The 26,088-nt window shown below is 61.2% G+C and carries 25 protein-coding genes; 15 read left to right on the plus strand and 10 right to left on the minus strand.

All coding sequences use genetic code 11. The annotated features are described in order from the left end of the window. Nucleotides 1–287: 287 nt before the first annotated feature. The 6 genes from RCAS_RS22940 to RCAS_RS22965 form a co-directional block, all read right to left on the minus strand. Nucleotides 288–1,580, minus strand: a complete 1,293-nt coding sequence (locus RCAS_RS22940) for a sugar ABC transporter substrate-binding protein (RefSeq protein WP_012122866.1) — start codon at nucleotides 1,578–1,580, stop codon at nucleotides 288–290. 257 nt (nucleotides 1,581–1,837) lie between these two features. After that, the gene (locus RCAS_RS22945; RefSeq protein ID WP_012122867.1) at nucleotides 1,838–2,764 is read right to left on the minus strand and encodes a N(4)-(beta-N-acetylglucosaminyl)-L-asparaginase; all 927 of its coding nucleotides are present in this window, start codon (nucleotides 2,762–2,764) and stop codon (nucleotides 1,838–1,840) included. Next, nucleotides 2,761–3,648: a class I SAM-dependent methyltransferase gene (locus tag RCAS_RS22950; protein WP_012122868.1), complete on the minus strand. Its 888-nt coding sequence runs from the start codon at nucleotides 3,646–3,648 to the stop codon at nucleotides 2,761–2,763. The genes RCAS_RS22945 and RCAS_RS22950 overlap by 4 nt, the downstream gene beginning before the upstream one ends. Next, nucleotides 3,632–4,891 (minus strand): beta-ketoacyl-ACP synthase II, encoded by a 1,260-nt coding sequence (gene fabF / locus RCAS_RS22955; RefSeq protein ID WP_012122869.1) that lies wholly within the window; start codon nucleotides 4,889–4,891, stop codon nucleotides 3,632–3,634. The genes RCAS_RS22950 and fabF overlap by 17 nt, the downstream gene beginning before the upstream one ends. Continuing rightward, the gene (locus RCAS_RS22960) at nucleotides 4,888–5,172 is read right to left on the minus strand and encodes a DUF4058 family protein (protein WP_012122870.1); all 285 of its coding nucleotides are present in this window, start codon (nucleotides 5,170–5,172) and stop codon (nucleotides 4,888–4,890) included. Before RCAS_RS22960 ends, fabF begins: the two co-directional genes overlap by 4 nt. A 196-nt stretch (nucleotides 5,173–5,368) precedes the next feature. Continuing rightward, nucleotides 5,369–6,394: a zinc-dependent alcohol dehydrogenase gene (locus tag RCAS_RS22965; RefSeq protein ID WP_012122871.1), complete on the minus strand. Its 1,026-nt coding sequence runs from the start codon at nucleotides 6,392–6,394 to the stop codon at nucleotides 5,369–5,371. A gap of 757 nt (nucleotides 6,395–7,151) precedes the next feature. On the opposite strand from RCAS_RS22965, the gene RCAS_RS22970 reads away from it, so the two are divergent. The 7 genes from RCAS_RS22970 to RCAS_RS23000 all read left to right on the plus strand — a co-directional run bounded on the left by RCAS_RS22970 (nucleotide 7,152) and on the right by RCAS_RS23000 (nucleotide 13,788). After that, complete coding sequence (locus RCAS_RS22970) at nucleotides 7,152–7,778, plus strand: ABC transporter ATP-binding protein (RefSeq protein ID WP_012122872.1); 627 nt, start codon at nucleotides 7,152–7,154, stop codon at nucleotides 7,776–7,778. Between the two features lie 61 nt (nucleotides 7,779–7,839). Continuing rightward, nucleotides 7,840–8,586, plus strand: a complete 747-nt coding sequence (locus RCAS_RS22975) for a heme exporter protein CcmB (RefSeq protein WP_012122873.1) — start codon at nucleotides 7,840–7,842, stop codon at nucleotides 8,584–8,586. A gap of 57 nt (nucleotides 8,587–8,643) precedes the next feature. After that, entirely contained in the window at nucleotides 8,644–9,651 is a 1,008-nt protein-coding gene (locus RCAS_RS22980) for a cytochrome c biogenesis protein (protein WP_012122874.1), read from the plus strand. Then, nucleotides 9,635–9,865: a hypothetical protein gene (locus RCAS_RS22985; RefSeq protein WP_012122875.1), complete on the plus strand. Its 231-nt coding sequence runs from the start codon at nucleotides 9,635–9,637 to the stop codon at nucleotides 9,863–9,865. The genes RCAS_RS22980 and RCAS_RS22985 overlap by 17 nt, the downstream gene beginning before the upstream one ends. Before the next feature lie 24 nt (nucleotides 9,866–9,889). Beyond that, nucleotides 9,890–10,312 (plus strand): cytochrome c maturation protein CcmE domain-containing protein, encoded by a 423-nt coding sequence (locus tag RCAS_RS22990; RefSeq protein WP_012122876.1) that lies wholly within the window; start codon nucleotides 9,890–9,892, stop codon nucleotides 10,310–10,312. A gap of 145 nt (nucleotides 10,313–10,457) precedes the next feature. Beyond that, nucleotides 10,458–12,821, plus strand: a complete 2,364-nt coding sequence (ccsA, locus tag RCAS_RS22995) for a cytochrome c biogenesis protein CcsA (protein WP_012122877.1) — start codon at nucleotides 10,458–10,460, stop codon at nucleotides 12,819–12,821. Nucleotide 12,822: 1 nt separating this feature from the next. Then, on the plus strand, nucleotides 12,823–13,788 hold the full coding sequence (locus RCAS_RS23000; protein WP_012122878.1) for a tetratricopeptide repeat protein: 966 nt from the start codon (nucleotides 12,823–12,825) through the stop codon (nucleotides 13,786–13,788). Nucleotides 13,789–13,896: 108 nt separating this feature from the next. Here the strand turns inward: RCAS_RS23000 and RCAS_RS23005 are convergent, their stop codons facing one another. Both RCAS_RS23005 and RCAS_RS23010 read right to left on the minus strand, forming a co-directional pair. After that, entirely contained in the window at nucleotides 13,897–14,427 is a 531-nt protein-coding gene (locus tag RCAS_RS23005; RefSeq protein ID WP_012122879.1) for a type II toxin-antitoxin system VapC family toxin, read from the minus strand. After that, entirely contained in the window at nucleotides 14,424–14,642 is a 219-nt protein-coding gene (locus tag RCAS_RS23010) for a hypothetical protein (protein WP_012122880.1), read from the minus strand. The genes RCAS_RS23005 and RCAS_RS23010 overlap by 4 nt, the downstream gene beginning before the upstream one ends. 440 nt (nucleotides 14,643–15,082) lie before the next feature. Between RCAS_RS23010 and RCAS_RS23015 the strand changes: the two genes are divergently transcribed. The 4 genes from RCAS_RS23015 to RCAS_RS23030 all read left to right on the plus strand — a co-directional run bounded on the left by RCAS_RS23015 (nucleotide 15,083) and on the right by RCAS_RS23030 (nucleotide 18,962). After that, on the plus strand, nucleotides 15,083–15,673 hold the full coding sequence (locus RCAS_RS23015) for a TlpA disulfide reductase family protein (protein WP_012122881.1): 591 nt from the start codon (nucleotides 15,083–15,085) through the stop codon (nucleotides 15,671–15,673). A gap of 84 nt (nucleotides 15,674–15,757) precedes the next feature. Continuing rightward, nucleotides 15,758–16,447 carry a response regulator transcription factor gene (locus RCAS_RS23020; RefSeq protein WP_012122882.1) on the plus strand — a complete coding sequence of 230 codons (690 nt, stop codon included), beginning with the start codon at nucleotides 15,758–15,760 and terminating at the stop codon, nucleotides 16,445–16,447. Between the two features lie 95 nt (nucleotides 16,448–16,542). After that, nucleotides 16,543–17,646, plus strand: coding sequence for a glutamate 5-kinase (gene proB, locus RCAS_RS23025; protein ID WP_041331316.1), 1,104 nt, complete (start codon nucleotides 16,543–16,545; stop codon nucleotides 17,644–17,646). A 44-nt stretch (nucleotides 17,647–17,690) separates the two neighbouring features. Next, the gene (locus RCAS_RS23030) at nucleotides 17,691–18,962 is read left to right on the plus strand and encodes a glutamate-5-semialdehyde dehydrogenase (protein ID WP_012122884.1); all 1,272 of its coding nucleotides are present in this window, start codon (nucleotides 17,691–17,693) and stop codon (nucleotides 18,960–18,962) included. Nucleotides 18,963–18,986: 24 nt separating this feature from the next. Here the strand turns inward: RCAS_RS23030 and RCAS_RS23035 are convergent, their stop codons facing one another. After that, on the minus strand, nucleotides 18,987–19,793 hold the full coding sequence (locus RCAS_RS23035; protein WP_012122885.1) for a nitronate monooxygenase: 807 nt from the start codon (nucleotides 19,791–19,793) through the stop codon (nucleotides 18,987–18,989). Nucleotides 19,794–19,937: 144 nt separating this feature from the next. Between RCAS_RS23035 and RCAS_RS23040 the strand changes: the two genes are divergently transcribed. Continuing rightward, a complete protein-coding gene (locus RCAS_RS23040) occupies nucleotides 19,938–21,143 on the plus strand; it encodes a cytochrome P450 (RefSeq protein ID WP_012122886.1) in 1,206 nt (401 codons plus the stop codon). 19 nt (nucleotides 21,144–21,162) lie between these two features. Here the strand turns inward: RCAS_RS23040 and RCAS_RS23045 are convergent, their stop codons facing one another. After that, nucleotides 21,163–22,065, minus strand: coding sequence for a hypothetical protein (locus RCAS_RS23045; RefSeq protein ID WP_012122887.1), 903 nt, complete (start codon nucleotides 22,063–22,065; stop codon nucleotides 21,163–21,165). A 186-nt stretch (nucleotides 22,066–22,251) separates the two neighbouring features. On the opposite strand from RCAS_RS23045, the gene RCAS_RS23050 reads away from it, so the two are divergent. The 3 genes from RCAS_RS23050 (at nucleotide 22,252) to scpB (ending at nucleotide 26,015) form a co-directional block, all read left to right on the plus strand. After that, nucleotides 22,252–24,225, plus strand: coding sequence for a GAF domain-containing protein (locus RCAS_RS23050; RefSeq protein ID WP_041331318.1), 1,974 nt, complete (start codon nucleotides 22,252–22,254; stop codon nucleotides 24,223–24,225). Then, nucleotides 24,225–25,346 carry a M24 family metallopeptidase gene (locus RCAS_RS23055; protein WP_012122889.1) on the plus strand — a complete coding sequence of 374 codons (1,122 nt, stop codon included), beginning with the start codon at nucleotides 24,225–24,227 and terminating at the stop codon, nucleotides 25,344–25,346. Before RCAS_RS23050 ends, RCAS_RS23055 begins: the two co-directional genes overlap by 1 nt. 114 nt (nucleotides 25,347–25,460) lie before the next feature. Beyond that, nucleotides 25,461–26,015 carry an SMC-Scp complex subunit ScpB gene (gene scpB / locus RCAS_RS23060; protein WP_041331320.1) on the plus strand — a complete coding sequence of 185 codons (555 nt, stop codon included), beginning with the start codon at nucleotides 25,461–25,463 and terminating at the stop codon, nucleotides 26,013–26,015. The last annotated feature ends 73 nt before the right edge of the window (nucleotides 26,016–26,088 follow it).

The following is a 26,088-nucleotide window of genomic DNA, read 5'->3' on the forward strand; positions in this document are numbered from 1 at the left end:
GGTTGCTGAGGCGCCCGCCGAAAGCGTCGAATGAAGCATAAACCATACGGCTATCGGGTATTATACTGTAGGCAATCTCTTTCCACAAGCCATCAACCGCAGCAGGGCGCGGTCGTGCTCCTGGCAAACTACACCTGCGCAGACGGAAGCATCCAGCGTCGCGGGCAGGGTTCAGGGGAGCAGCCTCACCGGGACGCGAGTACGGTGTCCTGCGGTCCGGCATCGAGCGCGGCGGCAGGCTTCCATCTGTCGCTCCATGCCCGGAAGCATCGCCGCGGACTCATCGGTTAAGGCATTGGCGCAGAAGGTTCCAATCGTTCGCGCAGCCGGCGGTCGGCCTCAGTAACTGCATCGGATGGTGTGGTGAGACCGAGCGACGCCTGGCGTTGCATGCGTTTGATTTCCTGCTCCACAAAGGCGCGCACACTCGAGTTGGGCATGGGAAGCCCCTGTTCCGCCTGGACGCGAAACACCTGTGCGGCGATCTCCTGTGGCGAATCGCCGGTCAGCGCCAGTGTGCGCGATGCCGGTTGCATATCACTTTGCAGCAGAACAGCCTGCGCTTCTTCGCTGATCATGAAACGGATAAACCGTGCAGCCGCCTCGCGCTCACGTACCCCGGCAAGATTATTGATCGCCAGGACATCTGCGCGCACATATGGACGTGGCGCCCGTCCCGTTTCACTCAGACGTGGCAACGGCGCAATGCCGATCTGATTGCCCCACAGACCACGATAGACACCGATCTGATGCGCCCAATCAAACGTCATAAAGGCGCGCCCATCTTTCAATTCACGATCGACCAGGATGCTACTCTCGCTCCGCGCCAGAATGCGCGGATCATTTTGCAGCGCGATCAACCAGGCGAGCCATTGTTCTGCGCCAGCACGACCGGCTGTACCGAGCGCAACCTGCCCGTTGTCATCGAATATCCGCCCGTCAAAGGCGTAGAGATACCCGATCATATTGTCATACGACAGGTTGAGCGCCAGTCCCCAGATCGGTGGTTGGGCTTCCGGGTCGCTCAAGCCGCGTCCAACAGCGAGCATGGTTGCGGTATCGGCGGGGGGCTCGGTGAGATTGGCAGCATTGTAGTAGAGCGCCAGCGTATCGAAGCGTACCGGTGCACCGTACAACCGCAGTGTTCCGGCGGCATCGCGCGCCTGCGCTCCCGCCAGCGTCACCGGCAGAAGCGTACCGGTCTCCTGCGCCGGCACCAGATCGTTGAGCGGCAGCAACACCCCCGCCTCCGCCAGCCCACCGATCCAGGTATTTGGAATCAGAATCAGATGAGGACCACTGCCTGCTGCCACGGCTGCGCGCAGTTCGGCGGCGAAGCCTGCCAGCGGCACTGATTGCAGCACAATACGCCCGTCGCGCTGCTGACGGTTATAGCGATCCACCAGGCGCCCCAGCGCCTGCCGATCACCGCCCGACCATCCATGCCAGAGGAGGAGTGGTCCAACGCTGGAATCTTGTGCAACAGTCGTCGGAGCGGAAGAGGTTTCGGGCGTGCTGCCCGACTCACATGCGGCGAGCAGCGCAGCAACCAGTAGAATGGCAACCAGACGGCATCGCATGATCCGGCGAGTACTCCTGTCATTCGCCGGATTATAGCATACGGACCGGTACGCTGGTCAACTCGCCGCCAAAAGACTGAGATCGAGCATGATAACGAGCATCTTCTGGCATGCGGGACGAGACCCTTCCCCTTCTTCTTCGTTGTGCGCCAGGGGACAACCGCCCGTTCACCCCCTCGCGTCGCGTCCTGCGAACCTCCCGCGTCCAGACCCCATGCATCGTTCGGGGAGACGCCGCACCGAAATCGTTCAGCGTCTCAGTCGATAGTCACAACGATGCGCGGCAGTTCAACGAACTGATCCATACCATCGGCTTGATAAACGTAAGTGCGCTCTTCCGCCGTGGTCATCGCGCAATGATTACCGTGTCGATCAATCGCCACCAGGCTCATGACATTCGGCGTACCGCGCAGGATAGGCGCAAGATCGCGAAAGGCTTCGCGGCACGCTTCTTCGAGCGGATAGCCCGCCTTGAGGTACAGGACGACACTGCGCGCAGTCGCTGCGCGGATCGCCGCTTCGCCCCATCCGGTGCATGCCGCTGCGCCATAGCGGTCGTCGGCATAGTTGCCGCCACCGATAATCGGCGAGTCGCCGAGGCGTCCGGGATACTTCCATGCCCATCCGCTGGTGCTGACCGCCGAAGCGATCCGCCCCTGGCGATCCTGCGCAATGAAGTTGACCGTGCCGGTCACACGTTCGGGGTCGCTGGTCAAGGTGGCGCTCCGCCGGAGGAGCGCGGCGACCAGTTCGGGCACACCCTGCCAATCGATCATCGCGCGCCCCTCCAGACCGGCGCGCCAGACCTTCTCGGCGTGCTCCGTCAACAGGTTTTCGCGTTGCATACCAATCTCGGCGGCAAAGCGCGCCGCCCCCTCGCCGACCAGGATGACATGCGGTAGTTCCTCCATCACCCGCCGGGCAACGCTGATGGCGTAACGATACCCCTTGAGCGCCCCGACTGCGCCTGCCCGCAATGTTGTTCCGTCCATAATCGAGGCATCGAGTTCGACCTCGCCGAGCAGATTCGGATACCCGCCGTAGCCGACTGAATGGTCATCGGGGTTGTCCTCCACCAGCCGCGTTGCCATTTCGACGGCATCGAGCGCCGATCCTCCTGCCTGCAAAACGGACCATCCGGCGGCAATGCCCACGCCGCCGTTGCTGCTACCGATAATAATCATGTCGTTCCGCTCGCTTTCTCGTGCGCTGTTTTCTCGAATGCAAGCACCATATAGCGCATCAGGCGCAGGCGGTGCAGCCAGCCAAAGGCAGTAAAGAGTTCCGCCATACCATAGTGATCCGGCAGCAGGTAACGGATCAGTTTCCGCCAGACGGGAAAGGTTGGCAGCAGACCGCGCGTAATATCGTCAATCACGACCGGTTGCAGTCCGATGCGACGCGCCGTGCGCCGGTAGACGCCAAGTGTGTAACTCAAGTCGAACGGTCCAAAACTCGGCTCGATGATTCGCTCGATGGATCCGCCGAGCATCCAGAGAGCGGTGCGCATCAGCCAGGTTGGCACAAAATCGGAGAGCGCCAGGCGTCCGCCAGGGCGCAACACCCGATACGCTTCGCGGAGAAATCGCTCGCGATTGGGAAAGTGAAAACTGCACTCAACCGCCAGCACCGTGTCAAACGACTCATCGGCGTAGGGCAGGCGCATCGCGTCGCCTATCGAAAAATCGACCAGATTGCCGGGGCGGGCACAGGCGATGTAGCGCGCCTGCTCGATCTGCGACGGATCGATGTTCAGTCCCAGCAGCTCGACCTGATCGAAGGATTCATTGAGCAACGCCAGCGTGCCGCCGAGGCCGCAGCCGACATCGAGCACGCGGTGACCGGAGCGCACGTTGCCCGCTCTGATGATCCGCAGGGTCAGCGCATCGGCGGCGCGCACGAAATCGGCAATCGAACCATCGGCGCGCGCCGGTTCTTCCCAGAACCCAAAATGAACATGCCGACCAAAGGCAGTGAGCGCCACCGGATCGGCGGCGCGCCGCCGTTCCAGCACACGTTCAAAGTAGGTCAACCCGACCTGTGACCGATTTCTAGCGATGGTCTTCATAGCGGCGAAACAGGACGACGGCGTTTTGCCCACCGAAGCCGAACGCATTCGCAAGCGCAACCCGCACATTCTGGCGGCGCGCCCGGTCAGGCACATAATCGAGATCGCACGCCGGATCAGGCGTTTCGTAGTTGATCGTCGGCGGAACCATGCCGGTTTCGATGCTCTTAATACACCCGATTGCCGCCAGCGCGCCTGCCGCGCCCGCCGTGTGCCCGATCATCGACTTGATGCCGCTGACCGTCACGCGATACGCATGGTCGCCGAGCGCGCGCTTGATTGCAGCGGTTTCGGCGGCATCATTGAGCGGGGTGCCGGTGCCATGGGCGCTGATATGATCGACATCCTCTGGGCGCAACCCGGCATCGTCGATCGCGCGGTTGATGGCGAGCGCAGCAAACTCACCACCAGGCGCGGGTGCAGTGAGATGATAAGCATCTCCGGTTGCGCCGAAACCGGCAACTTCGGCGTAGATGCGCGCGCCGCGTGCCAGGGCGTGCTCCAACTGTTCGAGCACCAGAATACCACATCCTTCGCCGCCGGCAGTCCCCTTGCGATGGGCGTCGAACGGGCGCACCGCGCGCGCCGGATCGTCGCCGGGAGGCGCAATCGCGCCAATGACGCCAAACGCCATCGCGTTGAGCGCCGTCACCCCAGCGTCGGTCCCGCCGCAGACCGCAACCAGTGCATCACCGCGATGCACCATGCGCGCCGCCTCGCCAATGGCGTAGGTTCCGGTGGCGCACGCGAGCACCGGCGTCGTTGTGGGACCGCGCAGACCGTACTGCATCGCCACCTGACACGATGCCATATTGGAGATGAACGTTGGCATATAAAAGGCATCTACCCGCCGGCGTCCTCGGGTTTCGAATGTGAGCGCCTGCTCCTCGACCTCAGCTGTGCCGCCGAGCGACGTGCCAACATCGACCGCGATCTGCGTCCGGTCGATGGCGTCGAGGTTCAATCCACTATCGCGGAGCGCCTCACCGGCCGCGGCAACTGCGAACTGCGCGAAGCGCGCCATACGCCGCGCCGCCTTTGCGTCCATGTGGTCACGAGGGTCGAAATCGCGCACCTCGGCAGCGATGACATATGGAATAGTGGCAATGTCGTAGCGTGTGGCAAACGAGACGCCGGATCGCCCTTCCAGCAAGGCATTCCAGAATGCGGACACGCCGATTCCGAGGGGCGTCACCGCTCCCATACCGGTCACCACAACGCGGTGTGTCGGTTTCGATTTCATACGGTCGTCATAGAGCGCACACCTGCTGCACGCAGGCGCTCATCGATCCAGGCAAGGTCTTCAGTGCGCATTGCAGGTGGCGGCGGCGGTTGTGTATCATCCAACAGATCGTACCCCGCCAGCGCCAGGCAGGGATTCCGCCGCTTCGCCGACAGCGCGACAAAGCGCGGGCGGATCTGCGGCAAGAGTTTGACGCTGATCTGATGTGCCAGGCGCTCGTGGAACGCTTGAACCAATTCGCCTTCGAGATACGGATCCATTCCTGGAAACGGCGACGGCATACGACTCCTCCTGTACGGAGGGTCATTATAGCACCATGCCTGATGAGAGGTGCGCGATGAGAGTTATGCGCGTCACTGTTGTACGCGGCAAGCGGGTGCGGGAAGTTAGCGCAACGTCGTGGTCCTTCGCGCGCTACGTGGATGCCCTGCCATAGCGCGGGGCGCGTTGTTGCCGCGCCCTGCGCCTCACATACGATTACAATTCAGAGAAAACGATACGTGGCGCCTTATTCCGTCCATGCTCGACATCGTCGAACGCTTCGTTCACCTGATCGAGCGCGCGGGTCTCATAGAGCACGCGCGTCTTCCCGGCAGCATGGAGCGCAAACGTCTCCGCCAGGTCGGCACGGGTGCCGACAATCGAGCCAATCACGTGAATGCCTTTGAGCACGGTCTCAAAAATGGGCAACTGAATGTAATTGTCGGCGGGAAGGGCAACAAACACCAGTCGTCCGCCCCGACTCAATGAATGATACGCCTGCTCAAACGCCTTCGGTGAGACTGCTACGCAGATCGCGGCGTCGGCGCCGCCCCATTTCTTCAGTTCTTCCACCGGATCCTGGGTTTTGGCGTTGATCGTAATATCGGCGCCGAGTTCCCGCGCAGTCTGCAACCGCTCATCGAGCAGGTCGATCGCTGCGACCGTCGCTCCGGCGATCTTCGCGTACTGCAACGCCAGATGTCCCAATCCCCCGACGCCAAAAACGGCGACCAACTCCGAAGGGCGCGCCCCGGAGACTTTGACCGCCTTGTAGGTCGTGACGCCGGCACAAGTGAGCGGCGCAGCATCGAGCGGCGACACGCCCTGAGGAACGATGCCCACGTATTTTGCGAAGGCTTTGGCATACTGAGCATACGCACCATCAAGAAAGTAGCCGGTGTTGAGTTGACGTTCGCAGAGCGTCTCCCAACCAGACGCACAGTATTTACAATCGCCGCACGCATATCCCAGCCAGGGGATCGCGACGCGGTCACCTTCCTTCACATTTGTCACGCCTGGTCCGACGCTTTCGACAATGCCTACGCCTTCATGACCAGGGATAAATGGCAGTTTTGGTTTCACCGGCCAGTCGCCATGCGCAGCGTGAATGTCGGTGTGGCACAAACCAGACGCTTCGATTTTGACCACAATCTCACCGAATCCCGGCTCCGGCTTGGGCAATTCCTCGATGCGCAACGGTTGCTGGAAGTCGTGGACAACAGCGGCCTTCATCGTCGTCATTGGCTTTCCTCCTCGATCTTGCATGCACTTAATAATGACGATCCACGGCTGTTCTCGGACATACAATGTCCGATTTCGCCCTCATAATTGATAAAACTACATAATTGCCCATTTCAAGAAGATGTAACACCACAACAGGACTGAAACTGACCTGATACCAACATGACGCCTCTTTGGTTTCTTTTCAAACGCTAAAGAACAGAGAAGTTAAAAACTGAGGAACGATCCCTTTCAACCTCCATCCAGGCGCGAAGCGCAGGTAAACTGATGATAGGGACGCAAGAACCCTATCGGCACACAGATGCCTTCTCAGTCAATCTTCGTCTGGTGGTGCTGAAGCGAGAACTCGGAGATAGATTGATCACCAGAAGTTGCAAGGGAACTATAGCATATGGTCAAAAAAGAGTCAAGAGTTTTAATCCATCGCAAGGACCCTTTGTGTATGATTGAGGCTCAAAATCGCACGTTCTCGCCAATTCCGATGCATTGCGTTATACCTGATCGCCGGGATGTCTCGCGTGGGCGCCATCGCGCGAGATGCGGCAAGCGAGATGTGATGAACGCCCATGCGGCGATTGTTCGCAAGCCTATGGCTTGCATTGCGCGACAACCACAGCATTGCCCTTGAAAGGCGCCACCCTGGGAAAGAACGGAATCGTGGCGCAGAACAGAGGCGCGAAACCCGGACCCTATTTGCCGGAACACCCCTTTCGCGGTACCATACCCCACAACCGCTGGCCGACGTGAAAGAGCAAGGATGAGCGACACTCTGCAATTGACAGTAGATGACCTTTCAATCGAGTATGGCGCGCGGCGAGTACTGGCGGGCGTGTCGTTCGAGTTGCGCACCGGTGAGACCCTCGTCGTCGCCGGCGCAAATGGGAGCGGCAAAAGTTCGCTCCTGCGCGTGATCTGCGGGTTGCAGCGCCCGGCGCGCGGGACGGTGACGATCCGAATGGACGACGCCGTCTTTCGCCCGGCGGAGGCGCTGCACCTTCTTGGTTGGGTTGCGCCCGATCTGCACCTCTACCGTGAGTTGACCGCGCTGGAGAACCTGGCATTTTTCGCCGCCGTGCGCGGCATTCGTTGCACCCGCGCCGAGCTGGAAGCGTTTCTCGATGAAGTCGGATTGAGCGGACGCGGCGATGATCTGCTGGCGGCGTATTCGTCGGGCATGACGCAGCGACTGCGCTATGCCTATGCGCTGCTGCACCGTCCGCGTCTCCTGGCGCTCGATGAGCCAACGGTCACCTTCGATGCGCGCGGCGTGGCGCTGGTTGAGCAGGTGATCGCCCGGCAGCGCAAACGCGGTATAACGGTCATCGCCACCAACGACCCACGCGAAGAGCGGTTTGGCGATTATATCTTGCGGTTGGGGCAATAGCGCCTCCGATGGGTGACATTCCGGGAAACCGGGAGTCGGGGCGCCATCACGAGACAAGGCGATGGATCCGCATCTTTCATCCCAGGGCGCGGTTGAGCCTGCCGCCGCTACAGCGCCGCCAGAAGCGCCACTGCTGACGGCGGCGTGGGCAGTCTTTCGCAAAGACGTGCGCAGCGAACTGCGGACGCGCTATGCGCTCAATGCCGTTCTGCTGTTTGCTGTCAGCACGGTCGTGGCAATGAGTCTGGGCATGGGACCGCTGACCATCTCGCGCAACGCCGACTTACCAATGATTCACGCCGCTCTGCTGTGGGTCGCCATTCTGTTTGCGGCATTCACCGGTCTGGCGCGCGCATTCGTGCAGGAGGAAGAGGCGCGCACCGCCGCTGCGTTACGCCTCTCTGCCCGCCCAACCGCCGTCTTCCTCGGTAAACTGCTCTTCAACCTGGCATTGCTGCTGCTGCTCGTCGTGGTGACGACCGTATTGTTCATCATTATGCTGCGGGTGCAGGTCGGCAACCCGGGGTTGCTGGCGGCATTGCTGCTGGCCGGCAGCCTGGGGTTGGTGGCGGCCACCACCCTGATCGCGGCAATCATTGCGCGCGCAAGCGTGAAGGGGGCGCTGTTTGCCGTACTGTCGTTCCCGTTGCTGGCGCCGCTGCTGGTGGTCGCCATCCAGGGGAGCGCGAATGCGCTGGCGGGACGCGGATGGGAGAGCGGCATTGGCGCCTTGCAGGTGCTGGCGGGGTATACAATTGCTCTCTTTACTGCTTCACTTTTCCTGTTCAACAGCGTATGGGAACCGTAAAAACATTTGATTTACCTCGGCACATGTAGTATCATTTCAGCAATCAGCATCCGCGCGATGCCTAGAAAGAGCCGCTCCATGAGTGACAGGCTTCGCCTCGATCAGGCTGCCAGGATCCTCCTTGGCGCCTGGATGGCCGGGATCATCATTGCGATGTTCCTGGTCGTGCCGCAGTACGTCGGTCTCGGTGACGCCGGGCGCATTATCATTCTCCACGTTCCCACTGCCTGGGTAACCACTGTTGCCTTCGCGGTTTCTGCGGTGTACAGCATCCGGTATCTCTGGAAGCGCCGCGCAGCGGACGATGCGGGTGCGGTGGCGGCGGCTGAAGCCGGGTTCCTGTTCTGCGCGCTGGCAACCGTTTCGGGCATGTGGTTCGCCAATATCGTCTGGGGCACGCCATGGAACTGGGACCCGCGCGAAACGACCATTCTCATCCTGTTGCTGATCTATGCCGCCTACTTTGCGCTGCGTTCTGCGCTCGATGATGTCGAACGACGGCGGCGGCTTTCAGCCGTGTACAATCTGTTCGCTGCGGTGACTATGCCGTTTCTCCTGTTTGTTGCGCCGCGTATGGCGCAAAGCACGTTGCACCCGAATTGTGCGTTCATCCAGGGGAGCCATTGCGATGGCATCTGGCTGGAATTGAACGGAACGCGCATTGGTCAACTCGGCGATGTGGTGCTGGCGCTCCAGGGGATCGAACAGCGCGGCGATCTCGTCGTGGCGCAGGTGGAAGTGCGCATGCCCGGCTTGCGCGAGGTTGCGCTGCTCGAGCCGTCGTTTGAACTGGCGAGCGGCAAGCCAGCGGATCGCCCTGAGTTCCCCGGCCAGCAGTTCCTCCTGGCGGTCGAAGGCGTCGATCTGGCGAATGGACGGGCGCTGCTCAATATGGAAGCGCCGGGCAGCGGGCTGCTGAGCAATAGCCGTACCTTCTGGACGTTCATGGCGGCGAATATCGGGTTCCTGGGATTGTTTATCTGGCTGTATCGACTCCGCGCCGACGTGCTGCTGTTGCAGGAGCGCCTGGCGCGACGGGAGGTGGCGTATGAACTTCCTGCTTGAGCCGGCGATTGCGATCTACACAGCGCTGGCAGTGGCGCTGACGGTCTGGATCGGCATTTTCATCTTCCTATGGCGGATCGATAGCGCCACTCGCGAATTGCGCCGCCGTCTCGACGAGGAGACGCCAACCGAGCCGCCGGCTGCGCCGCGTGCGACCCTCGAAACGCGCAACGGGCACGCACGCGAGACCGTGTCGATGACCGATGAGAAATGATTTTTGACGATCAGGAGACGATGTATGGCTACTTTCTCCCCTCCTGTGCGCCGCGCTGTCGCCGTCAAGCCGCTGCATCTGCTCGGTGCGGCGGTTATTGCGCTGGCAATAGCGCTGGGCTACTACGGACTCACGGCGTCGTATCGACCATACACAGTCAGTATCGACGAAGCAACGCAGAGTGGGCGCAGTGTGCAACTCGCTGGATACCTCGGTGATATGGGCAGGTACGATGCTGATGGCAACTTTGTCTTTATGTTGCAGGATAGCACGGGCAAGATGATCCCGGTGGTCTACGCCAAACCCAAGCCATCGAACTTCGAGCAGGCTGTCAGCATCGTGGCAATTGGGCACTACGACACGGCGCGCGGGGTTTTCCTCGCCGATGATCTGCTCGTCAAGTGCCCATCGAAGTATCAGGAAATGCAATCGGCTGCACGGTCATAGCCTTGCTGAATGATTGACGGTCCGGCGTTGTTGCGAGCGCGACAGCGCGATATTCCTGCCTGACAGAATCGGCGCTGCGCTCCTCACCACGATGGCGGCGCATGCTTGTTGGGATAAGCGCCGACCGCTAGAATTCGAGGGTGGCATGTATCTGCTTGGAACAACACTGATCATCGCCGGTCTGGCATCCGCCCTACTGGCGACTGCCGGGTATGCGCTGGCGCCGCGCGGCAATCTGGCTGCGCTGACTTTCGGACGGGTCGGCGTGCGCATGACGCTGGTTGCGGTGCTGGCGGTCGTGGCGCTGCTGAACTATCTGTTCGTCGCGCAGCGGTATGATATTGAGTATGTCTATAATTACACCGATCGCGCGCTCGATCCCGCCTTTCGGGTTGCGGCGGTGTGGGCCGGGCAGCCGGGATCGTTCGTGATCTGGGCGCTCTGGGGCGTGATCGCGGCGCAGTTTCTGGTGCGCCGCACGCGCCACTCCGAGCCGTATGTCCTCACCGTGTTCATGGCGATTCAGGCGGCGCTTCTCTTCTATATGCTGATCCGTAACCCGTTCGTGCCCTTTATGCAGAATGGCGTGGCGGTGACGCCGCCGGACGGCAAGGGACTCAACCCGACGCTCCAGAATATGTGGATGCTCATCCACCCGCCGGTGCTGTTCGTCGGCTTTGCGTTGATGGCGGCGCCGTTCGCATTTGCGATGGGAGGATTGTGGCGCCGCGATTACGACGGTTGGGTCCACGACGCGCTGCCCTGGACGCTGGCGGGCTGGGTGTTCCTCGGTCTGGCGCTGCTGCTTGGCGGCTACTGGGCGTATGAGACGCTGGGTTGGGGCGGCTATTGGGGATGGGACCCGGTTGAGAATTCGTCGCTGGTTCCCTGGTTGACTTCCACGGCATTGCTCCACGCGATGCTTGTGCAGCGCACCGGTCATGGCTTACGACGCACCACGTTCGCTCTGGCAATCGCCACCTATATTTTCGTCTTCTACTCGACGTTCCTGACCCGCAGCGGCGTGCTGTCGTCGTTCTCGGTGCATTCGTTCGTTGAGGAGGGGCTGAAAACGGTTCTCTTCGCGTCGCTGGCGATCCTTGCGATTGGCGGCTTCGGCGTCCTGGCGTGGCGCTGGCGCGATATTCCCGGCAAGCCGCTCTCCGATAAATTGCTCTCGCGTGATAGTTTCTTCGTCCTGGGGATCATTGCGTTGCTGGTGATTGCAGCGGTTGTCGGGCTAGGCACGTCGATGCCGCTGATCTCGGCCATCCCCGGCGTTGGGCATCAGTTGCAGTCGATCTTCGCCGGTTCGTTCAGGATTGACGATGGAACGACGTTCAACCCCAACGCGCAGCCGTTCGCCGATGGGCGCTTCGGTCTGGTGGGGGATTTCTATAGCACGACCGTGCCGCCGCTGGGGCTGATCCTGGTTATTCTCCTGATCGTCGGTCCGTTGCTCGGCTGGCGCGACACGAATAAGCGCTCGCTCCTCCGCGCGCTGCGCTTCCCGGCGCTCTTCGCCGTTCTTGTTGCGTGTGTCGGGTTGGTGCTCGGCGCGCGTGATCCGTTGCCGCTCGCGTATGTAACGTTGTGCGCGTTCGCGCTTGGCACGAATGTCCTGATGATCGTCCGCACGCTGCGGAGCGGCTGGCTGCGCATCGGCGGCTACCTGGCGCACGTCGGTTTGATGGTCTTCCTGGTTGGCGCAGTCGCTTCGACCCTGTACGCCACGGAAGAGGTGCGCCTGCTCGTGCCGGAAGGGGAAAGTGTCAGCGCCTTCGGGTATTCGGTGACGTTCAATGGCTGGCGGCAGACGCCGGAAGGGCGCGGTATTCTTGATCTGACCGTAACCCATGGGAACGAAACGTTCCGTGCCACACCACAACTCTATTTCAATCAGACGATGGGCGCCACGATGGCGACCCCTTCAATCCGCAGCGAACTGTTCCGCGATGTCTATATTTCGCCGTCGGAGTATCAACCGCCGTATGACCGCAATATGGCCGATATGAGCGTTGGCGAGTCGGGAACGGTCGGACCGTATGAGTTCACCTTCCTGGCGTTCGATGTGCCGGATGCGCATACCACCGGCAGCGCCGATGTGGGGGCGAAACTGCGCGTCACTTACGAAGGGCAGTCGGTGGAACTGACGCCAAAGGTGCGCCTGGTGACCAGCCCATCGGATCCGGTTGGCAATATTGTCGACCTGCCAGCCGAACTGCCCGGCGGCCACCAGGCGACGCTGGCAGCGTTCGATCCGGTGCAGCGGCGGGTGCTGATCCGCGTCGAAGGATTGAACCTGCCGGTTGATCCTGCGAAAGCCGTGATCACGCTCAGCCTGAAGCCAGGGGTGATGCTGGTGTGGTTGGGGGTCATCATTGGCGTCACCGGTGGACTGATTGCGGTGGTGCGACGCACACTCGAAGGACGTGGCGCGCTCGAAGGGCGGCGGGTGCGCCTGCCGCGCGGGTTTGGCGAACTGGCGCGCTTTGTAAGTTCGCGCTGATATGGCAACGCAGGATTTCTACGACATCTTGCAGGTTGCGCCCGACGCTGATGAAGAGGCGATTTGCGCCGCTTATCAGCGTCTGCGCGAACAGTATGATCCGCAAAAGTTGAACGGCGCCGCTGCGGAACTGGTCGAACTAGCGCAGCAGCGCCTGTCACGCATCGACGAGGCATACGCGACGCTCTCTGATGCGCAGCGCCGCGCACAGTACGATGCGCAGCGTCAGGCGTCTCTCCAGGACGTGCCCGATTACCGTCCGCTTCCCCCAGCACAGCACGCAGAACGCCCCCGTGATTTCAACCCCCGTCCGACCATCAACCAGCCAGCGGCGGCGGCAATTGCGGGTCCGGCAGCAGCGGTGATTGCGGTGCTGGCGATTGCGCTGGTATCGATCATTGGCGGATTAATCTTGACCGGTGGCGGAAGTGTGCCGCAAGCGGTCCCTACTCCCACAACTTCGCCGATGGACGCGCTGGAGACCATGATCGCCCGCGCCCGTCAGATTGCTGAACAGAACGAGAACGATGCGCAGGCGTGGTTGGACTATGCCAACCTCCTCTACGACAGTGTCCAGATTGTGCGCGAACAGGCGCCCAATAGCGTGCTGTATCAGCAACGCCTGCCGCGCTGGCTCGAAGCGGCAAAGGCTTATGAGCGCGTCCTCGAACTCGATCCGACCAACGCAGTCGCGCGCGGCGACCTCGGCGCCTCCCGCTGTTTCTATGGCGCCGGCGTGGGGGATCAGACGTTTGTGGTGGAGGGATTGAAGGACCTGGAGACGGCCACCGCAGCACGCCCCGAAGATACGCGCCTGCTGCTCAATCTTGGCTCGTGCCTGGCATCGGCCCAACCGCCGCGCACCGACGAAGCCATCGAGGTCTGGCAGCGCATTATCTCAATTGCGCCAACCGGATCGCCCGTCGCCAACGAAGCGCAGCGTCTGATCGATCAGGTGCGCAGGTAGAGTTGGTTTTCACAACTCTCGGACCGCGCTGTCGGTCGTTGGCTGAGCCTTGTTGAAGCTGAGCGTCACGAAATGATACCAATGACGACTGAAGATGCCGCATACTTGTCATTCCGAGCCCTTCGCTTCGCTCAGGGTAAACGCAGCGAGGAATCTGAGCAGGTCGCGCGCGAACCCTCGCGCTGCTCGGGGTGACCATGCCGGATGGTCACAGGTAATTGGTATGAGATGGACGCCACAGCGTTTTGCTGCGCGTTGCAGCGCTGTGTCGAGCGTTGCCGGCGGCAACCCATTGCGCATCGCCAGCTCCAGGTACGCGGCATCGTAGGTGGACCGCCCCTGTTCACGCGCGAGCGCGACACCATTGCTCAGCATTCGAGGCGCTGCGAGCGCTTCTATTTCAATCGGCAACACCCGAATCAACCATAGAAAGCGATTGCTTTCCGCCTGGCTCAACCTTCCACGTCGTTCAGCGCCGAGCAAGGCGCTTCCGATCTCCAGAGACCAGATCGCAGGAACCAGCGCTGAGGTTTGCGCCAACCGATCCAGTGCCACATCAGCCAGATCGCTGCTCTCGTCCTCAAAACACCAGGCAAGCGTGATAGATGCATCAAGGACAAACCGCTGATCGACGCTCATGATCGCCCTTCCTCGATCAACTCGCGCGTGGTTGTTCCGCTCAGGCGCCGCCCTTTGCGAAATGCCCGGAGTTCGGCGATGACCTTGGTGTATGGACGTGTGGAGGTTTCTTCCACCGGCGCAAGGATAGCGACCGGCGTTCCGTGGAAAGTGATGATCCGCTCACCCTGACGGACGCGCGCCAATACTACCAATGACGATTGAAGATGCCGCATGCGTGTCATTCCGAGCCCTTCGCTTCGCTCAGGGTAAACGCAGCGAGGAATCTGAGCGGGTCGCGCACGACCCCTCGCGCTGCTCGGGGTGACCATGCCCGATATTCACAAGTCATTGGTATAAGTCGGAGAAACATGTTAACAGTAATCCTTTTTAGACCGGTCTGCGACCAGACTATCCCGTGTCTTGCACGCTGTCAAAGATGAGGCAGACCGTGTCTGTGCACGGTTGGGGGCAACGATCTCGTCGATTGCACAACACAGAGGCTCAGGAAACGTCCCGGAATATCGCATATCAGGCGGACGCTCGTCACTCGTCACTGCCGGACAACACAACCACCTTAATTGAGCAGCAGGAAAGATGACACCATGCGCGGATCATTGCCGCTATACAGCCTTTGACAAATGTGTTAAAATGCAGAGCATCAACGTTTACACCTATGAATGAACAAACAACACTCCCGAAACGCGCATCGCCTCAACGGAGAGGCGTCAGCAGGCGCGAAGTCATAACATCTGCGGTTGGCGCACTCCTCGGCGTCGTCGTCATCTTGTTGGTCTGGTTCGCGGTTGGTCGTGGAAACAACGCCACGTTACCTGCCATCGGCGAGGTGAACCGCCCCGCGCCGAACCTGACGCTGCCGACGCTGGATGGCGGCAGCCTGAGTCTGGCAGACCTGCGCGGGAACGTCGTGCTGGTCAATTTCTGGGGAACGTGGTGCGAGCCGTGCAAGGAAGAAACTCCGGCGTTGCAGGCGGCGTATCAGCGGTTGCAGTCCGAAGGATTGGTGATTGTCGGCATCAATCTGCGTCGGCAGGAGACCGGCGATGATGCGGTACGAGCGTTCGTGCAGCAGTACGGTGTCACGTATCCGATTGCGCTGGATGTCGATGGAGAAGCGGCGCGGTTGTTTCAGATTTCACCGATACCGGTCAGTTACTTTATCGATCCAGAGGGGACGATCCGGTATGTCCGCATTGGGACGCTTACAACCGATGACGTGGCGGCGCTGTTCGCCCAATTGCGGTAGCATACTGCCAGAGGCTCTGTACAGGTTTCCGAATCAATCCGCATGTACTGGCGCCGGTGTGGCGTGAGAGGCAAGGGTGAGACCATGCAGGGGAATGAGCAGCGTCGGATTCTGATCGTGGATGATGAGCCTGGTCTGCGTGATCTGCTGCGTATCAACCTCGAGCATGAAGGATTCAGCGTGATTGAGGCTGAAAGCGGTGCTCAGGGATTACAGATGGTGCGTGACCAACATCCCGATCTGATGATCCTCGATGTAATGATGCCGGAAATGGACGGATGGGAGGTCTGTCGGCGGTTGCGCGAGTTCTCACAGATGCCGGTGTTGATGCTGACAGCGCGTACACAGAGCAAGGATATCGTCACCGGGCTTGAAAGCGGCGCCGATGATTACTTGACCAAGCCGTTCAATATGGACGAGTTGACGGCGCGCATTCGAGCGCTGCTGCGACGGGTGCCCTCTCCCAATCGCCCGATCGTCGCTGGCGGCGGCGAAATCATGATCGACAAGCAGAAGCGTGAGGTGCTGGTGCGTGGCGAGCCGGTCGATCTGACGCCAACCGAGTACGATCTGCTTCTCCTGCTTGCCGAACATGCCGGCGCGGTGCTCGATCACGAAACACTTCTACGCGGCGTGTGGGGGCATGAGTATACGAAGGACAACGACTATCTCAAAGTCTATATCTGGCATCTGCGCCGCAAAATTGAACAGGACCCGCGTGAACCGAAATTGCTGCTGACTGAATGGGGAGTCGGGTATCGTCTGGCGCCGTGAGCCGGAGAGCCGTTGGAATGCAACGGCTCTCTGCCCACACCCGCGCCTGCGCGCTCTCGCCTCTTGCCCGCGCCTCTTGCCTCATACCTGAACGTATGGCCTATCCCAACCGCATTGTTGTCAAAGTCGGCACCAATGTTCTCACCGCCGGCGCCGATAAGGTGCATCGCCCGACAATCGTGGCGCTGGCGCAGCAGATTGCTGCGGTGCGCAGTCAGGGGGTTGAGATCGTGCTGGTGAGTTCCGGCGCTATCGCTGTGGGGCGTGAACGCTTGAACTTTCCGGCGCGACGGCGTGATATTCCGCTCAAACAGATGCTCGCGGCGGTTGGACAGAGCCGGTTGATGCATCTGTATGAGCAAATCTTCGAACTCTATGGCATTACCGTGGCGCAGACGCTTCTGACCCGCGGCGATCTGGCGGACCGGAATCGGTACCTGAATGCGCGCAATACGCTGCTCGCCTGCCTGATGCACAATGTTTTGCCAATCGTCAACGAAAACGATGTGGTCGCGGTCAGTGAGATTCGCGTCGGAGACAACGATAATCTTTCAGCGCTGGTCACGAACCTGGTCGATGCCGATCTGCTCCTGATCCTGACCGACATTGACGGTCTCTACACCGCCGATCCGCGCCGCGATCCATCTGCAACGCGGATCGACCTGGTACCCGAAATTACTGAACATATCTATGCGATCGCAGGCGGAAGCAATATACGTGGCACGGGTGGCATGCTAACCAAAATTCAGGCGGCAGACCTGGCGACGCGCAGTGGCGCTGAGGTGGTGATCGCGCGTGGCGCTGAACGCGATGTTATTGCGCGCGTCGTGGCAGGTGAGGCGATCGGTACCCGCTTTCCAGCGCAGGCGACAAACGTCGAGAGCCGAAAACGCTGGATTCTTGCGGAAACCGTCCGTCATAGCCGTGTTGTCGTCGATGAAGGCGCGGCACGTGCCTTGATGACAGGCGGCAAGAGTCTCTTGCCGGCCGGCGTGGTCGCCGTTGAAGGCGATTTTGCCCGTGGGCAAACTGTTCGCATTTATGCAACCGATGGCAGGGAGATTGCACGCGGTATCACACAGTACGCGGCGGTTGACCTTCGCCGCATTCGCGGGTTGCAATCGTCGCAGATTGCCGAAACGCTCGGCTTCGACTATGGTCCCGAAGCGGTGCACCGCGATGATATGGTGCTGTTGTAAATGATGAGACCAGACCGTATGGCATGTTTCGTCAGGAGCGAACGATGACGAACCTTGAAGAGATTGGCGCGCGCGCCCGCGCTGCCGGGAGGCGCCTGGCATTGATGCCGACGGAGCGTAAGAATGCGGCGCTCGAAGCAATTGCAGCGGCGCTGCTCGACGAAGCCAATGCGGCTGAGGTGCTGGCTGCCAATGCTGATGATGTCGCCGCCGGGCGCGATGCCGGGCTGTCACCTGCCCTGATCGACAGGATGACGCTGACGCCGCAGCGCCTTGCTGCGATTGCCGCCGATACCCGCACCGTTGCCGGACTGCCCGATCCGGTGGGTGAGCGTTTCGATGCGACCGTGCTGGAGAACGGACTGCGGGTGCACAAACGTCGCGTGCCGCTCGGCGTTGTCGGCGTTATTTACGAGGCGCGCCCCAATGTGACGGTCGATGTCGCTGCGCTCTGCCTGAAATCGGGCAATGCAGCGATTCTGCGCGGCGGTAAGGAGATCACCCGATCCTGCGCGGCGCTGACGCGCTTGATCCAGAACGCTCTCGCGCAGACCGGGCTTCCCGCCGATGCTATTCAGGTGATCGACAACCCGGACCGCGCGCTGGTCGAGCAGTTGCTGCGCCTTGATCGCTACGTCGATGTCATTATCCCGCGCGGCGGTGCGGGGCTGCACCGTTTCTGCCGCGAGAAGGCAAGCATCCCGGTGATTACCGGCGGCATTGGTGTGTGCCACATCTACGTCGATCAGGCGGCTGACCTGGAGATGGTCGTTCCTATCGTCCACAACGCCAAGGTGCAACGTCCGAGCGTCTGCAACGCGCTCGACACGCTCCTGGTGCATCGCGCGGTCGCAGCCGAGATGTTGCCGGCGGTTGCCCGCGATCTTCTCGCCAGCAACGTTGAACTGCGCGTTGATGAAGAAGCCATGGCGCTCCTGCGCGCCGCAGGGTTCGACACTCCGCAGATCGTCCCTGCACAGGAGAGCGATTTCGGCGTAGAGTTCATGGCGCTGATCCTCTCCATTCGCGTTGTGGCGGGGCTGGACGAGGCGCTGGAGCATATTGCGCGCTTCGGCGACCATTCGGACGCGATTATCACCCGCGATCCGGCGACGGCGGAAGCGTTTGTGCAGGCGGTCGACTCGTCGGCGGTATTCGTCAATGCTTCGACCCGCTTCAACGATGGCGGGCAACTGGGGTTAGGCGCCGAGATTGCGATCAGCACCCAGAAACTTCATGCGCGCGGACCGATGGCGCTGCGTGAACTGACTTCCTACAAATGGGTGGTGGAAGGTGATGGACACGTGCGCGCCTGACGGCGCTCTACCGGGGAAGCCTGGTCAGGGCGCATTCTCCAGCGCCTCTGCTATGCGCACCGCTGCCCACGGATCGGCGAGTAATGCCGATCCTACCTGCACTGCAATGGCGCCTGCCGCCAGAAAGGGTCGTGCGTCGGCGGCAGTCACGATCCCACCGCACGCCACGACCGGCGCGGGCAGCGTGGCACACACTTCAGCGACTGCCTCCAGCACCAGCGGACGAATGGCAGGACCGGAGAGCCAACCATGCACCAGTTCGCCGGTGTGCGGGTCTGCTGCGCTGGCACGCGGCGGTGCGGCAATGGTCACGGCGTCGGCGCCGACATCGACGACCGAGCGCGCTGTAGCGATCAAGCGCGCGTGCAATGGCAGTTTGACCAGCAGCGGCAGCAATGTCACCGCGCGCACCGCTGCGACGACTCTCACCGCCGCACTCCAATCGTCGCCAACGGTCAGTTCTATGCCCGCAATTCCCTCGACGCCTTCGAGCGCTGCCGCGACCTTGCGATGATCCGTCGCGACGCTTAGAATCACCGGCGTCTCCCAGGCTGCCCATGCAGGAGCGTATTCGCGCAATACCCGTGTCAACCCCGGATCGCGCCATGCGCCCACGCTCAGCACCCCACCCGGCGTTTCGACCAGTCGCAACGGCGGCAGAGCGCGCCTGCCGTGCAACGAGATGCTGCCGGTGACGATGGCGCCCAAATGTTTGAGCGGAATGATGCGTTCATACTCAACGCCAAACCCCAGGCAACCGGCAGCCGTCATCACCGGCGCCCGCAGCGGTAATCCATATGGATTGTTCGGCGCAAGATCGACTGACGGCATTGCCTCCCTCTCGGCAGCCTCGGGCAGGATACGGTCAGGCGGCGACTCAGCCCGACGCTGAAAGGCTTGAGGGCATTTTTTGCAAAGATAAGGTTGATGCTATCGTATCATAAGAGCGGTGGATACAACGACAAGAGGACTGCCATGCATCACGCACCTGATCCGCTGCCCGAACTCTGGAGTCCGGCAGCCATTGAGAATCCCTACCCGATCTACGACTACTGGCGCGCCACACAACCGATCCGCTGGACGGGAGGTGACTGGCAGATGTTTCGCTACGTGGATGTTCAGTTCTTCCTGCGCGATCCGCGCCTGGGCGCCGATCAGTTTCAGGTCGATCCGCAATGGCTGGCGGACACCGGGCTGGCGCCGCTCTTCGAGGCGCGCGCGAAGATGATGCTCTTCACCGATCCGCCCGACCATACCCGACTCCGCACACTGGTGCATCGCGCCTTCACGCCGCGCGTCGTCGAGTCGTACCGTCCGCTGGTGCAGCGCATTGTCGATCAGTTGCTCGATGTGGCTGCGGCGCGCGGCGAGATTGAACTGATCGGCGAGTTTGCCTACCCGCTGCCGGTAACGGTCATTGCCCACATGCTTGGCGTTCCCGTTAATATGCACGACCAGTTTCGTCGCTGGTCGGATAGTCTGGCAGCCTTCATTGGCGGCACGACGCGCCCTGAAGCCGAGGTGTTTCCTGTGGCGCTGAAGGCGGTGATCGAGATGACCGACTTCTTTCTGGCGCTCGTGGCTGAACGACGTCGCGCACCGCGCAACGACCTGCTCTCGGCGCTGGCGCAGGCGGAAGATGGCGGAGATCGACTGAGCGAACAGGAACTGGTTGCCAACAGTATCCTCCTGCTCCTCGCCGGTCACGAAACGACCACCAATCTGATCGGCAACGGCACGCTGGCGCTGCTGCGCCATCCCGATCAGTTTGCGCTGCTGCGCGATCAGCCGGAACTTGCCGCTTCCGCTATCGAAGAATTGTTGCGCTACGACAGTCCGGTGCAGATGACGAGTCGCCGCGCACTGACCGACATCGAGTTCCAAGGGCATCGTATCGAAGCCGGGCAGACGGTGACTGTCTTCATCGGTTCGGCAAATCGCGATCCGGCGCAGTATGAAGACCCGGCGCGGCTCGACCTGACGCGCAGCGATGTGCGGCACCTGTCGTTCGGGCATGGTCCGCACTACTGCCTTGGCGCACCGCTGGCGCGGCTGGAAGGGCAGGTGGCGATCAGCACCCTGGTACGTCGCTTCCCCAATATGCGCCTGCTCGATGAACGCATCGCGTGGCGCGACAATTTTGCGCTGCGCGGGTTACAATCGCTGCGCCTGGCACTGTAGCCGTCCCGATTCCAATATACTATCTCCTGCTGTGGAGAGCATAGCGCGTCTGGTAGTTGCGGAACAGCCGCCCCCAACCGGTATGGCGCAGCCAGCTCACCAGAGTCGTTGCGTCTGCCGTTGTCCAGCGTCGGCAGCAACCGATTGCCCGACGGGGCGACGGCGGCGCAAGCCCCCACCGATCATTGAGCGCCTCGACATCGCCGCAGATCGCCATCGCATGCAGGTCCGCCGTTCCCCAACCCTGCCGATGCGCCTCGTGCAGCCAGGCAACATCCTGGAGCGGATCGAGACCGAACTGTGCAGCAATCGTTGCGTCGAGCGCCGCAGGGTCGCGTGACGCCAGGAGCACGCTGCGCACCTCGGCGTACTCCGTTTTGGCATCGCGTCCATCGCTGATTGTCGTTGCGTCCGCCACTGCCAGCAGCTGCGCTCCGCGGCGTCGCACCTGCGCCAGGGCAGGGAGGGTATGTGGCGTATTGCGTATTGCTGCGGCTGAATGGAAGAGCGCCGCCACACCGGGGGTCGCGCCGAACAGTCCGTTGTGGCGATCAATCCGGCACGGGATCAGCACGACAATCAGCGTCTCATGGTCGATCTGCGGCGCACTGCGTAGCGCATCGATGCCAAGCGCAGCAGCAATTGCGGTGTACCCGTGCATGTCGGAGTGACGGGCCGGCAGAACTGCCGTGATCGAGGTGACCCCTGCACGAAGGAAGAGGCGCGTCATCGTTTCCAGTTGCCAGGGGGTTGCGCCGGCGCCGGGGAAGGGCAGAGATCGCGCGTATCGTGGGATCAGAATGGCGCGGCGTGGTGTCGCCGCGATTCCGACCAGCGTCAGTAACCGCCGATAACTGTCGGCAACAGTCGCTGGCGTCGTATGCACTGCCGCAACGGCAGCGTCTGGCGGGATGAGCATCATGCCGGAAGGTCGTCTTTGTGCGCAAGGATCATATCAGAGGAAGCGCCGGTGAGCAAGTGAGACGGGGCGAAGGGGTCGTCAGGCGTTCCTCGATAATGTGGCGGGCAATCTCCCCTTTCTCAATCAGCGTAGTTTGATATAATATGCGTGTCGCGTCACAAAAACTTCGTCGTCTGGCAGGTCTGTATGCACAGCGCACACACTTCCTTCCTCCCGATGCTCGTGGAGGAACTGCGGGCATCGCTGCCGAATATCGCAGAAGTCATCGATCAACTGACGGTCAGTCAGTCGAACGATCAGCGTCGTGTGCTGCTCCGTCAACTGGGGGCGCTCTGGTATCGTCAGGATGGTGAACCAGAGGTGCTGGCGGAACTCGGATTGGCGCTGTCGGAGTTGCACGGCGTCGAGCCGGGTGTGGCGCTCTCCGAATTGCTGCTGGCATACGGCGCCGCGCGCGAAGAGCAGCGCACCCGTGAGTGGGAAAGCCATCTGGTGCGCCGCATGGCGGAACTCAAAGGTCTTCACCGCATTATCTCCGCCGCCAACTCCACTCTCGACCTGGACACATCAATGCAACTGGTGGTCGAAACCGTTGCAGAAGTGATCGGCGTGGAGGTCTGTTCGGTCTACCTGTACGACAAGAACACCGACGATCTCACCCTGCGGGCGACGCACGGGCTGAATAATGCCGCTATTGGACAGGTGCGCATTCGTGTTGGGGAGGGCATCACGGGATGGGCGGCGCGGGAAGGGCGTCCGATTGCCGTGCGCGATGTACGCCGCGAGCCGCGTTTCCACATCGAGCCAGGGTTGGGAGAGGAACCGTACCGTTCGATGCTTGCCGTCCCGATTGTCCTTTTTAGCGTCGAACGGTTTCATCTTGGCGCCGCGAAGTTGCAAGGCGTGATTACCATTCAAACCTATGGTCCGCGTGATTTCACAGCGGAAGAGATCAATTTCGTTGAGACTGTCGCCGGCGAACTGGCGTTCTTTATCGTCAACGCGCAACTCTACCAGCAAACCGACGAACAGTTGCACCAGAAGGTGCGTGAACTGACGACGCTGCAACAGGTCTCGAAAAGCATTGCCGAGCAACTCAACCTTGAAGAGGTGTTGAAACTGATTGTGGTCAAGGCGGTGGAGTTGTCCCGCGCCGAGCGCGCCGACATTTTCCGCGTCGGTCACGACGGACGGTTGGAACTCGCTGCAACCTATGGCGGCTCGCCGCGCGGTGAAACTCCCACGTTCATTGCCCAGGCAGTGCGTGAAGCGCGCCCGCTGGCCGTCCACAATGCCTTTAACGACTCTCGCTTTCCCGAGTTGGCAGAGATCGCCGCGCGCGAAAACTTCTACTCGCTCTTCTGTATGCCCTTGCGCGTTCAGCAGGGCCGGACGATTGGCGCCATCTGCCTCTACACGGGTGAAGCGCGCCATTTCGATTATGAGCATATGCGGCTCCTCTCGACGTTCGCTGATGAGGCGGCGATTGCCATCGAGAATGCGCGCCTGTACGACGAAAGCCTGCGCGCACTGGCAGTCAAGTCGGCGATGTTGCAAGAAATGCACCACCGCGTGCGCAACAATCTGCAAACCATTTCGGCGTTGCTCACGATGCAGCAACGCCGCCTGGCGCCCAACGACCGTGGCGCGCTTGCGCTGCGCGACAGCGTGGCGCGCATCCAAGCGATTGCCGGCGTCCACAACCTTCTCTGCCACGAAGATATTGGGGTGACAACGGTTGATGCCGTGGCGCGGCAGATTGCCGAAAGCGCCCGGCTCAGCCTGTCGTCGCCGGAACGCCCCATCCACTTCGAAATTCACGGCGATCAGGCGCGCGTCGGATCGCGCGATGCAACCGTGCTGGCTATTGTGCTGAATGAACTGATTGTCAACGCCATGACCCACGGACTGGCGGCAGAGGGTGGGCGCGTGATTATTGAGACGACAGAGAACGATGGCATGATCACGGTCGAAGTACGCGACGACGGTCCAACCCGTGCAGCAACCGCCGAACCATCGAGCGGCGGCAGCGGTTTGGGGTTGCATATCATTCGTACCCTGGTGCAGGACGATCTCCAGGGCGAGTTCTCGTTGACCATTGGTGATGAATGGACGGTTGCCCGGGTGCGCTTCCCACAACATGAAAGCGATGGTCAGTGATGGCACAGGTGACACTTACGTCTCCACGAATCCCACGCATTCAGGCGGCTCTGCGCCGTCATGGTTTCGACGCGCTGGCTGTAGTTCCAGGAAGCAACCTGCGCTATCTTGCCGGTCTGACATTCCACGCCGGTCTGCGACTGACCGTAATGGTGACGCCGGTTGAGGGGCAACCAGCGCTGGTGGTTCCCGGGTTGGAGTATGGGCGCGTGGCTGAGACCACGGGCGCTGTGTTTCGATCCTATCCGTGGGGCGATGATGAGGGACCGGGAAATGCCCTGATGCGCGCGGTGCGTGATACCGGTCTGGGGCAGGGAAGCGTCGTCGGCATCGAGCATACCGTTATGCGCGTGTTTGAACTGCGTGCGCTGGAACAGGCGCTTCCCGGCGCACAGTTCGTTGATGCCACGCCTCTCCTGGCAGAACTGCGGATGGTTAAGGATGCGGCGGAACTGGAAGCGATGCGTGTTGCGGTGCAGGTCATCGAAGCGACGTTGCACCAGACGTTAACACAGGTGCGGGCAGGCATGCGCGAACGCGACATCGCCGATCTGTGGGAACGCGCCATTCGCGCGGCTGGATGCCAGCCCGCCTTTGAGACGACGGTCGCCAGCGGACCGAACAGCGCCAACCCGCACCATACCAGCGGTGATCGGGCGTTGCAGGATGGCGACATGGTCGTGTTCGACGGAGGCGCTATGTATCAGGGATATGTATCGGACATTACCCGCACATGTGTAGTCGGGCATCCATCGGACGAGATGCGTCGCGTGTACGATCTGGTGCTGGCGGCAAATGCGGCCGGACGGGACGCGGCGGCGCAACCCGGCGCGACCGGCGCGTCGATCGATGCCGCAGCGCGCCAGGTCATTGAACGCGGCGGGTACGGACCGTTCTTCATCCATCGCACCGGGCACGGCATCGGTCTCGATGTGCATGAGCCGCCGTTCATCGTTGCCGGAAGCCAGGCGCCGCTGCCGATTGGTGCGACGTTTACCGTCGAGCCTGGCATCTACCTGCGTGGCATAGGTGGTGTGCGCATCGAAGATGACGTGGTCATCACGGCTGATGGCGCCGAGTCGCTGACGACATTCCCGCGTGAGATTCACTCTATATCGTAAGGCAGCGGAAGATGAAAGCGCCCAAAAGCGCACAATACGATAGACTCAGAAAACAAGGCGCCTGCCCGTCACACGCCCCCTCGTGCTGCTTCACGTCCCTCGTGGATGTATCGTATGGAACAATCGCCGCTTCTCGACATTCCGGCCCCATCCGCGCCGACAACGGTGCAACTGATCGAAGCGCTGCTCTTCGTCGCCGGTGAACCCGTCACGGTCACCGAACTGGCGCGCGTCCTTGATCTCTCGCCGGATGCCATCGAACAGGCGCTCGACGATCTAGCGGCAGCCTGCGCCGGGCGCGGCGTCCGCCTGCAACGCGACGCCGATCGTATCCAGATGGTTTCCGCACCGGAAGCGGCAGCGGTCGTCGAGCGGTTCCTGGGAACGCCGCCATCATCTCGCCTGTCGGCGGCTGCGCTCGAAGTGCTGACTATCATTGCCTATCGCCAACCCATCACACGGGCGCAGATCGAAGCCATTCGCGGCGTTGACAGCAGCGGCGTGCTGCGCGCACTCCTGTCGCGCGACCTTATCGCAGAAGGCGGACGTCTCGAAACCCTTGGACGCCCAATCCTATATGTCACGACGGTTGAGTTTCTCCGGCAGTTCGGTTTGAGCAGCCTGGACGATCTTCCTCCTCTCGATCTGCCCGAACTGCCGGTGTCGTGATTGTTATGATCGTGTGATGAAACCAGACACTTTTCCACATCCGCGCGACAATTATCCACAAAATTGTGGATAA

This window comes from Roseiflexus castenholzii DSM 13941, from assembly GCF_000017805.1.
Classification (GTDB): domain Bacteria; phylum Chloroflexota; class Chloroflexia; order Chloroflexales; family Roseiflexaceae; genus Roseiflexus; species Roseiflexus castenholzii.

Excerpts from the sequence above, each read along its gene's own strand:
- RCAS_RS22940 (WP_012122866.1), bottom strand. The coding sequence starts at position 1,580 with ATGCGATGCCGTCTGGTTGCCATTCTACTGGTTGCTGCGCTGCTCGCC.
- RCAS_RS22945 (WP_012122867.1), bottom strand. The coding sequence starts at position 2,764 with ATGATTATTATCGGTAGCAGCAACGGCGGCGTGGGCATTGCCGCCGGA.
- RCAS_RS22950 (WP_012122868.1), bottom strand. The coding sequence starts at position 3,648 with ATGAAGACCATCGCTAGAAATCGGTCACAGGTCGGGTTGACCTACTTT.
- fabF (WP_012122869.1), bottom strand. The coding sequence starts at position 4,891 with ATGAAATCGAAACCGACACACCGCGTTGTGGTGACCGGTATGGGAGCG.
- RCAS_RS22960 (WP_012122870.1), bottom strand. The coding sequence starts at position 5,172 with ATGCCGTCGCCGTTTCCAGGAATGGATCCGTATCTCGAAGGCGAATTG.
- RCAS_RS22965 (WP_012122871.1), bottom strand. The coding sequence starts at position 6,394 with ATGACGACGATGAAGGCCGCTGTTGTCCACGACTTCCAGCAACCGTTG.
- RCAS_RS22970 (WP_012122872.1), top strand. The coding sequence starts at position 7,152 with ATGAGCGACACTCTGCAATTGACAGTAGATGACCTTTCAATCGAGTAT.
- RCAS_RS22975 (WP_012122873.1), top strand. The coding sequence starts at position 7,840 with ATGGATCCGCATCTTTCATCCCAGGGCGCGGTTGAGCCTGCCGCCGCT.
- RCAS_RS22980 (WP_012122874.1), top strand. The coding sequence starts at position 8,644 with ATGCCTAGAAAGAGCCGCTCCATGAGTGACAGGCTTCGCCTCGATCAG.
- RCAS_RS22985 (WP_012122875.1), top strand. The coding sequence starts at position 9,635 with ATGAACTTCCTGCTTGAGCCGGCGATTGCGATCTACACAGCGCTGGCA.
- RCAS_RS22990 (WP_012122876.1), top strand. The coding sequence starts at position 9,890 with ATGGCTACTTTCTCCCCTCCTGTGCGCCGCGCTGTCGCCGTCAAGCCG.
- ccsA (WP_012122877.1), top strand. The coding sequence starts at position 10,458 with ATGTATCTGCTTGGAACAACACTGATCATCGCCGGTCTGGCATCCGCC.
- RCAS_RS23000 (WP_012122878.1), top strand. The coding sequence starts at position 12,823 with ATGGCAACGCAGGATTTCTACGACATCTTGCAGGTTGCGCCCGACGCT.
- RCAS_RS23005 (WP_012122879.1), bottom strand. The coding sequence starts at position 14,427 with ATGAGCGTCGATCAGCGGTTTGTCCTTGATGCATCTATCACGCTTGCC.
- RCAS_RS23010 (WP_012122880.1), bottom strand. The coding sequence starts at position 14,642 with ATGCGGCATCTTCAATCGTCATTGGTAGTATTGGCGCGCGTCCGTCAG.
- RCAS_RS23015 (WP_012122881.1), top strand. The coding sequence starts at position 15,083 with ATGAATGAACAAACAACACTCCCGAAACGCGCATCGCCTCAACGGAGA.
- RCAS_RS23020 (WP_012122882.1), top strand. The coding sequence starts at position 15,758 with ATGCAGGGGAATGAGCAGCGTCGGATTCTGATCGTGGATGATGAGCCT.
- proB (WP_041331316.1), top strand. The coding sequence starts at position 16,543 with ATGGCCTATCCCAACCGCATTGTTGTCAAAGTCGGCACCAATGTTCTC.
- RCAS_RS23030 (WP_012122884.1), top strand. The coding sequence starts at position 17,691 with ATGACGAACCTTGAAGAGATTGGCGCGCGCGCCCGCGCTGCCGGGAGG.
- RCAS_RS23035 (WP_012122885.1), bottom strand. The coding sequence starts at position 19,793 with ATGCCGTCAGTCGATCTTGCGCCGAACAATCCATATGGATTACCGCTG.
- RCAS_RS23040 (WP_012122886.1), top strand. The coding sequence starts at position 19,938 with ATGCATCACGCACCTGATCCGCTGCCCGAACTCTGGAGTCCGGCAGCC.
- RCAS_RS23045 (WP_012122887.1), bottom strand. The coding sequence starts at position 22,065 with ATGATGCTCATCCCGCCAGACGCTGCCGTTGCGGCAGTGCATACGACG.
- RCAS_RS23050 (WP_041331318.1), top strand. The coding sequence starts at position 22,252 with ATGCACAGCGCACACACTTCCTTCCTCCCGATGCTCGTGGAGGAACTG.
- RCAS_RS23055 (WP_012122889.1), top strand. The coding sequence starts at position 24,225 with ATGGCACAGGTGACACTTACGTCTCCACGAATCCCACGCATTCAGGCG.
- scpB (WP_041331320.1), top strand. The coding sequence starts at position 25,461 with ATGGAACAATCGCCGCTTCTCGACATTCCGGCCCCATCCGCGCCGACA.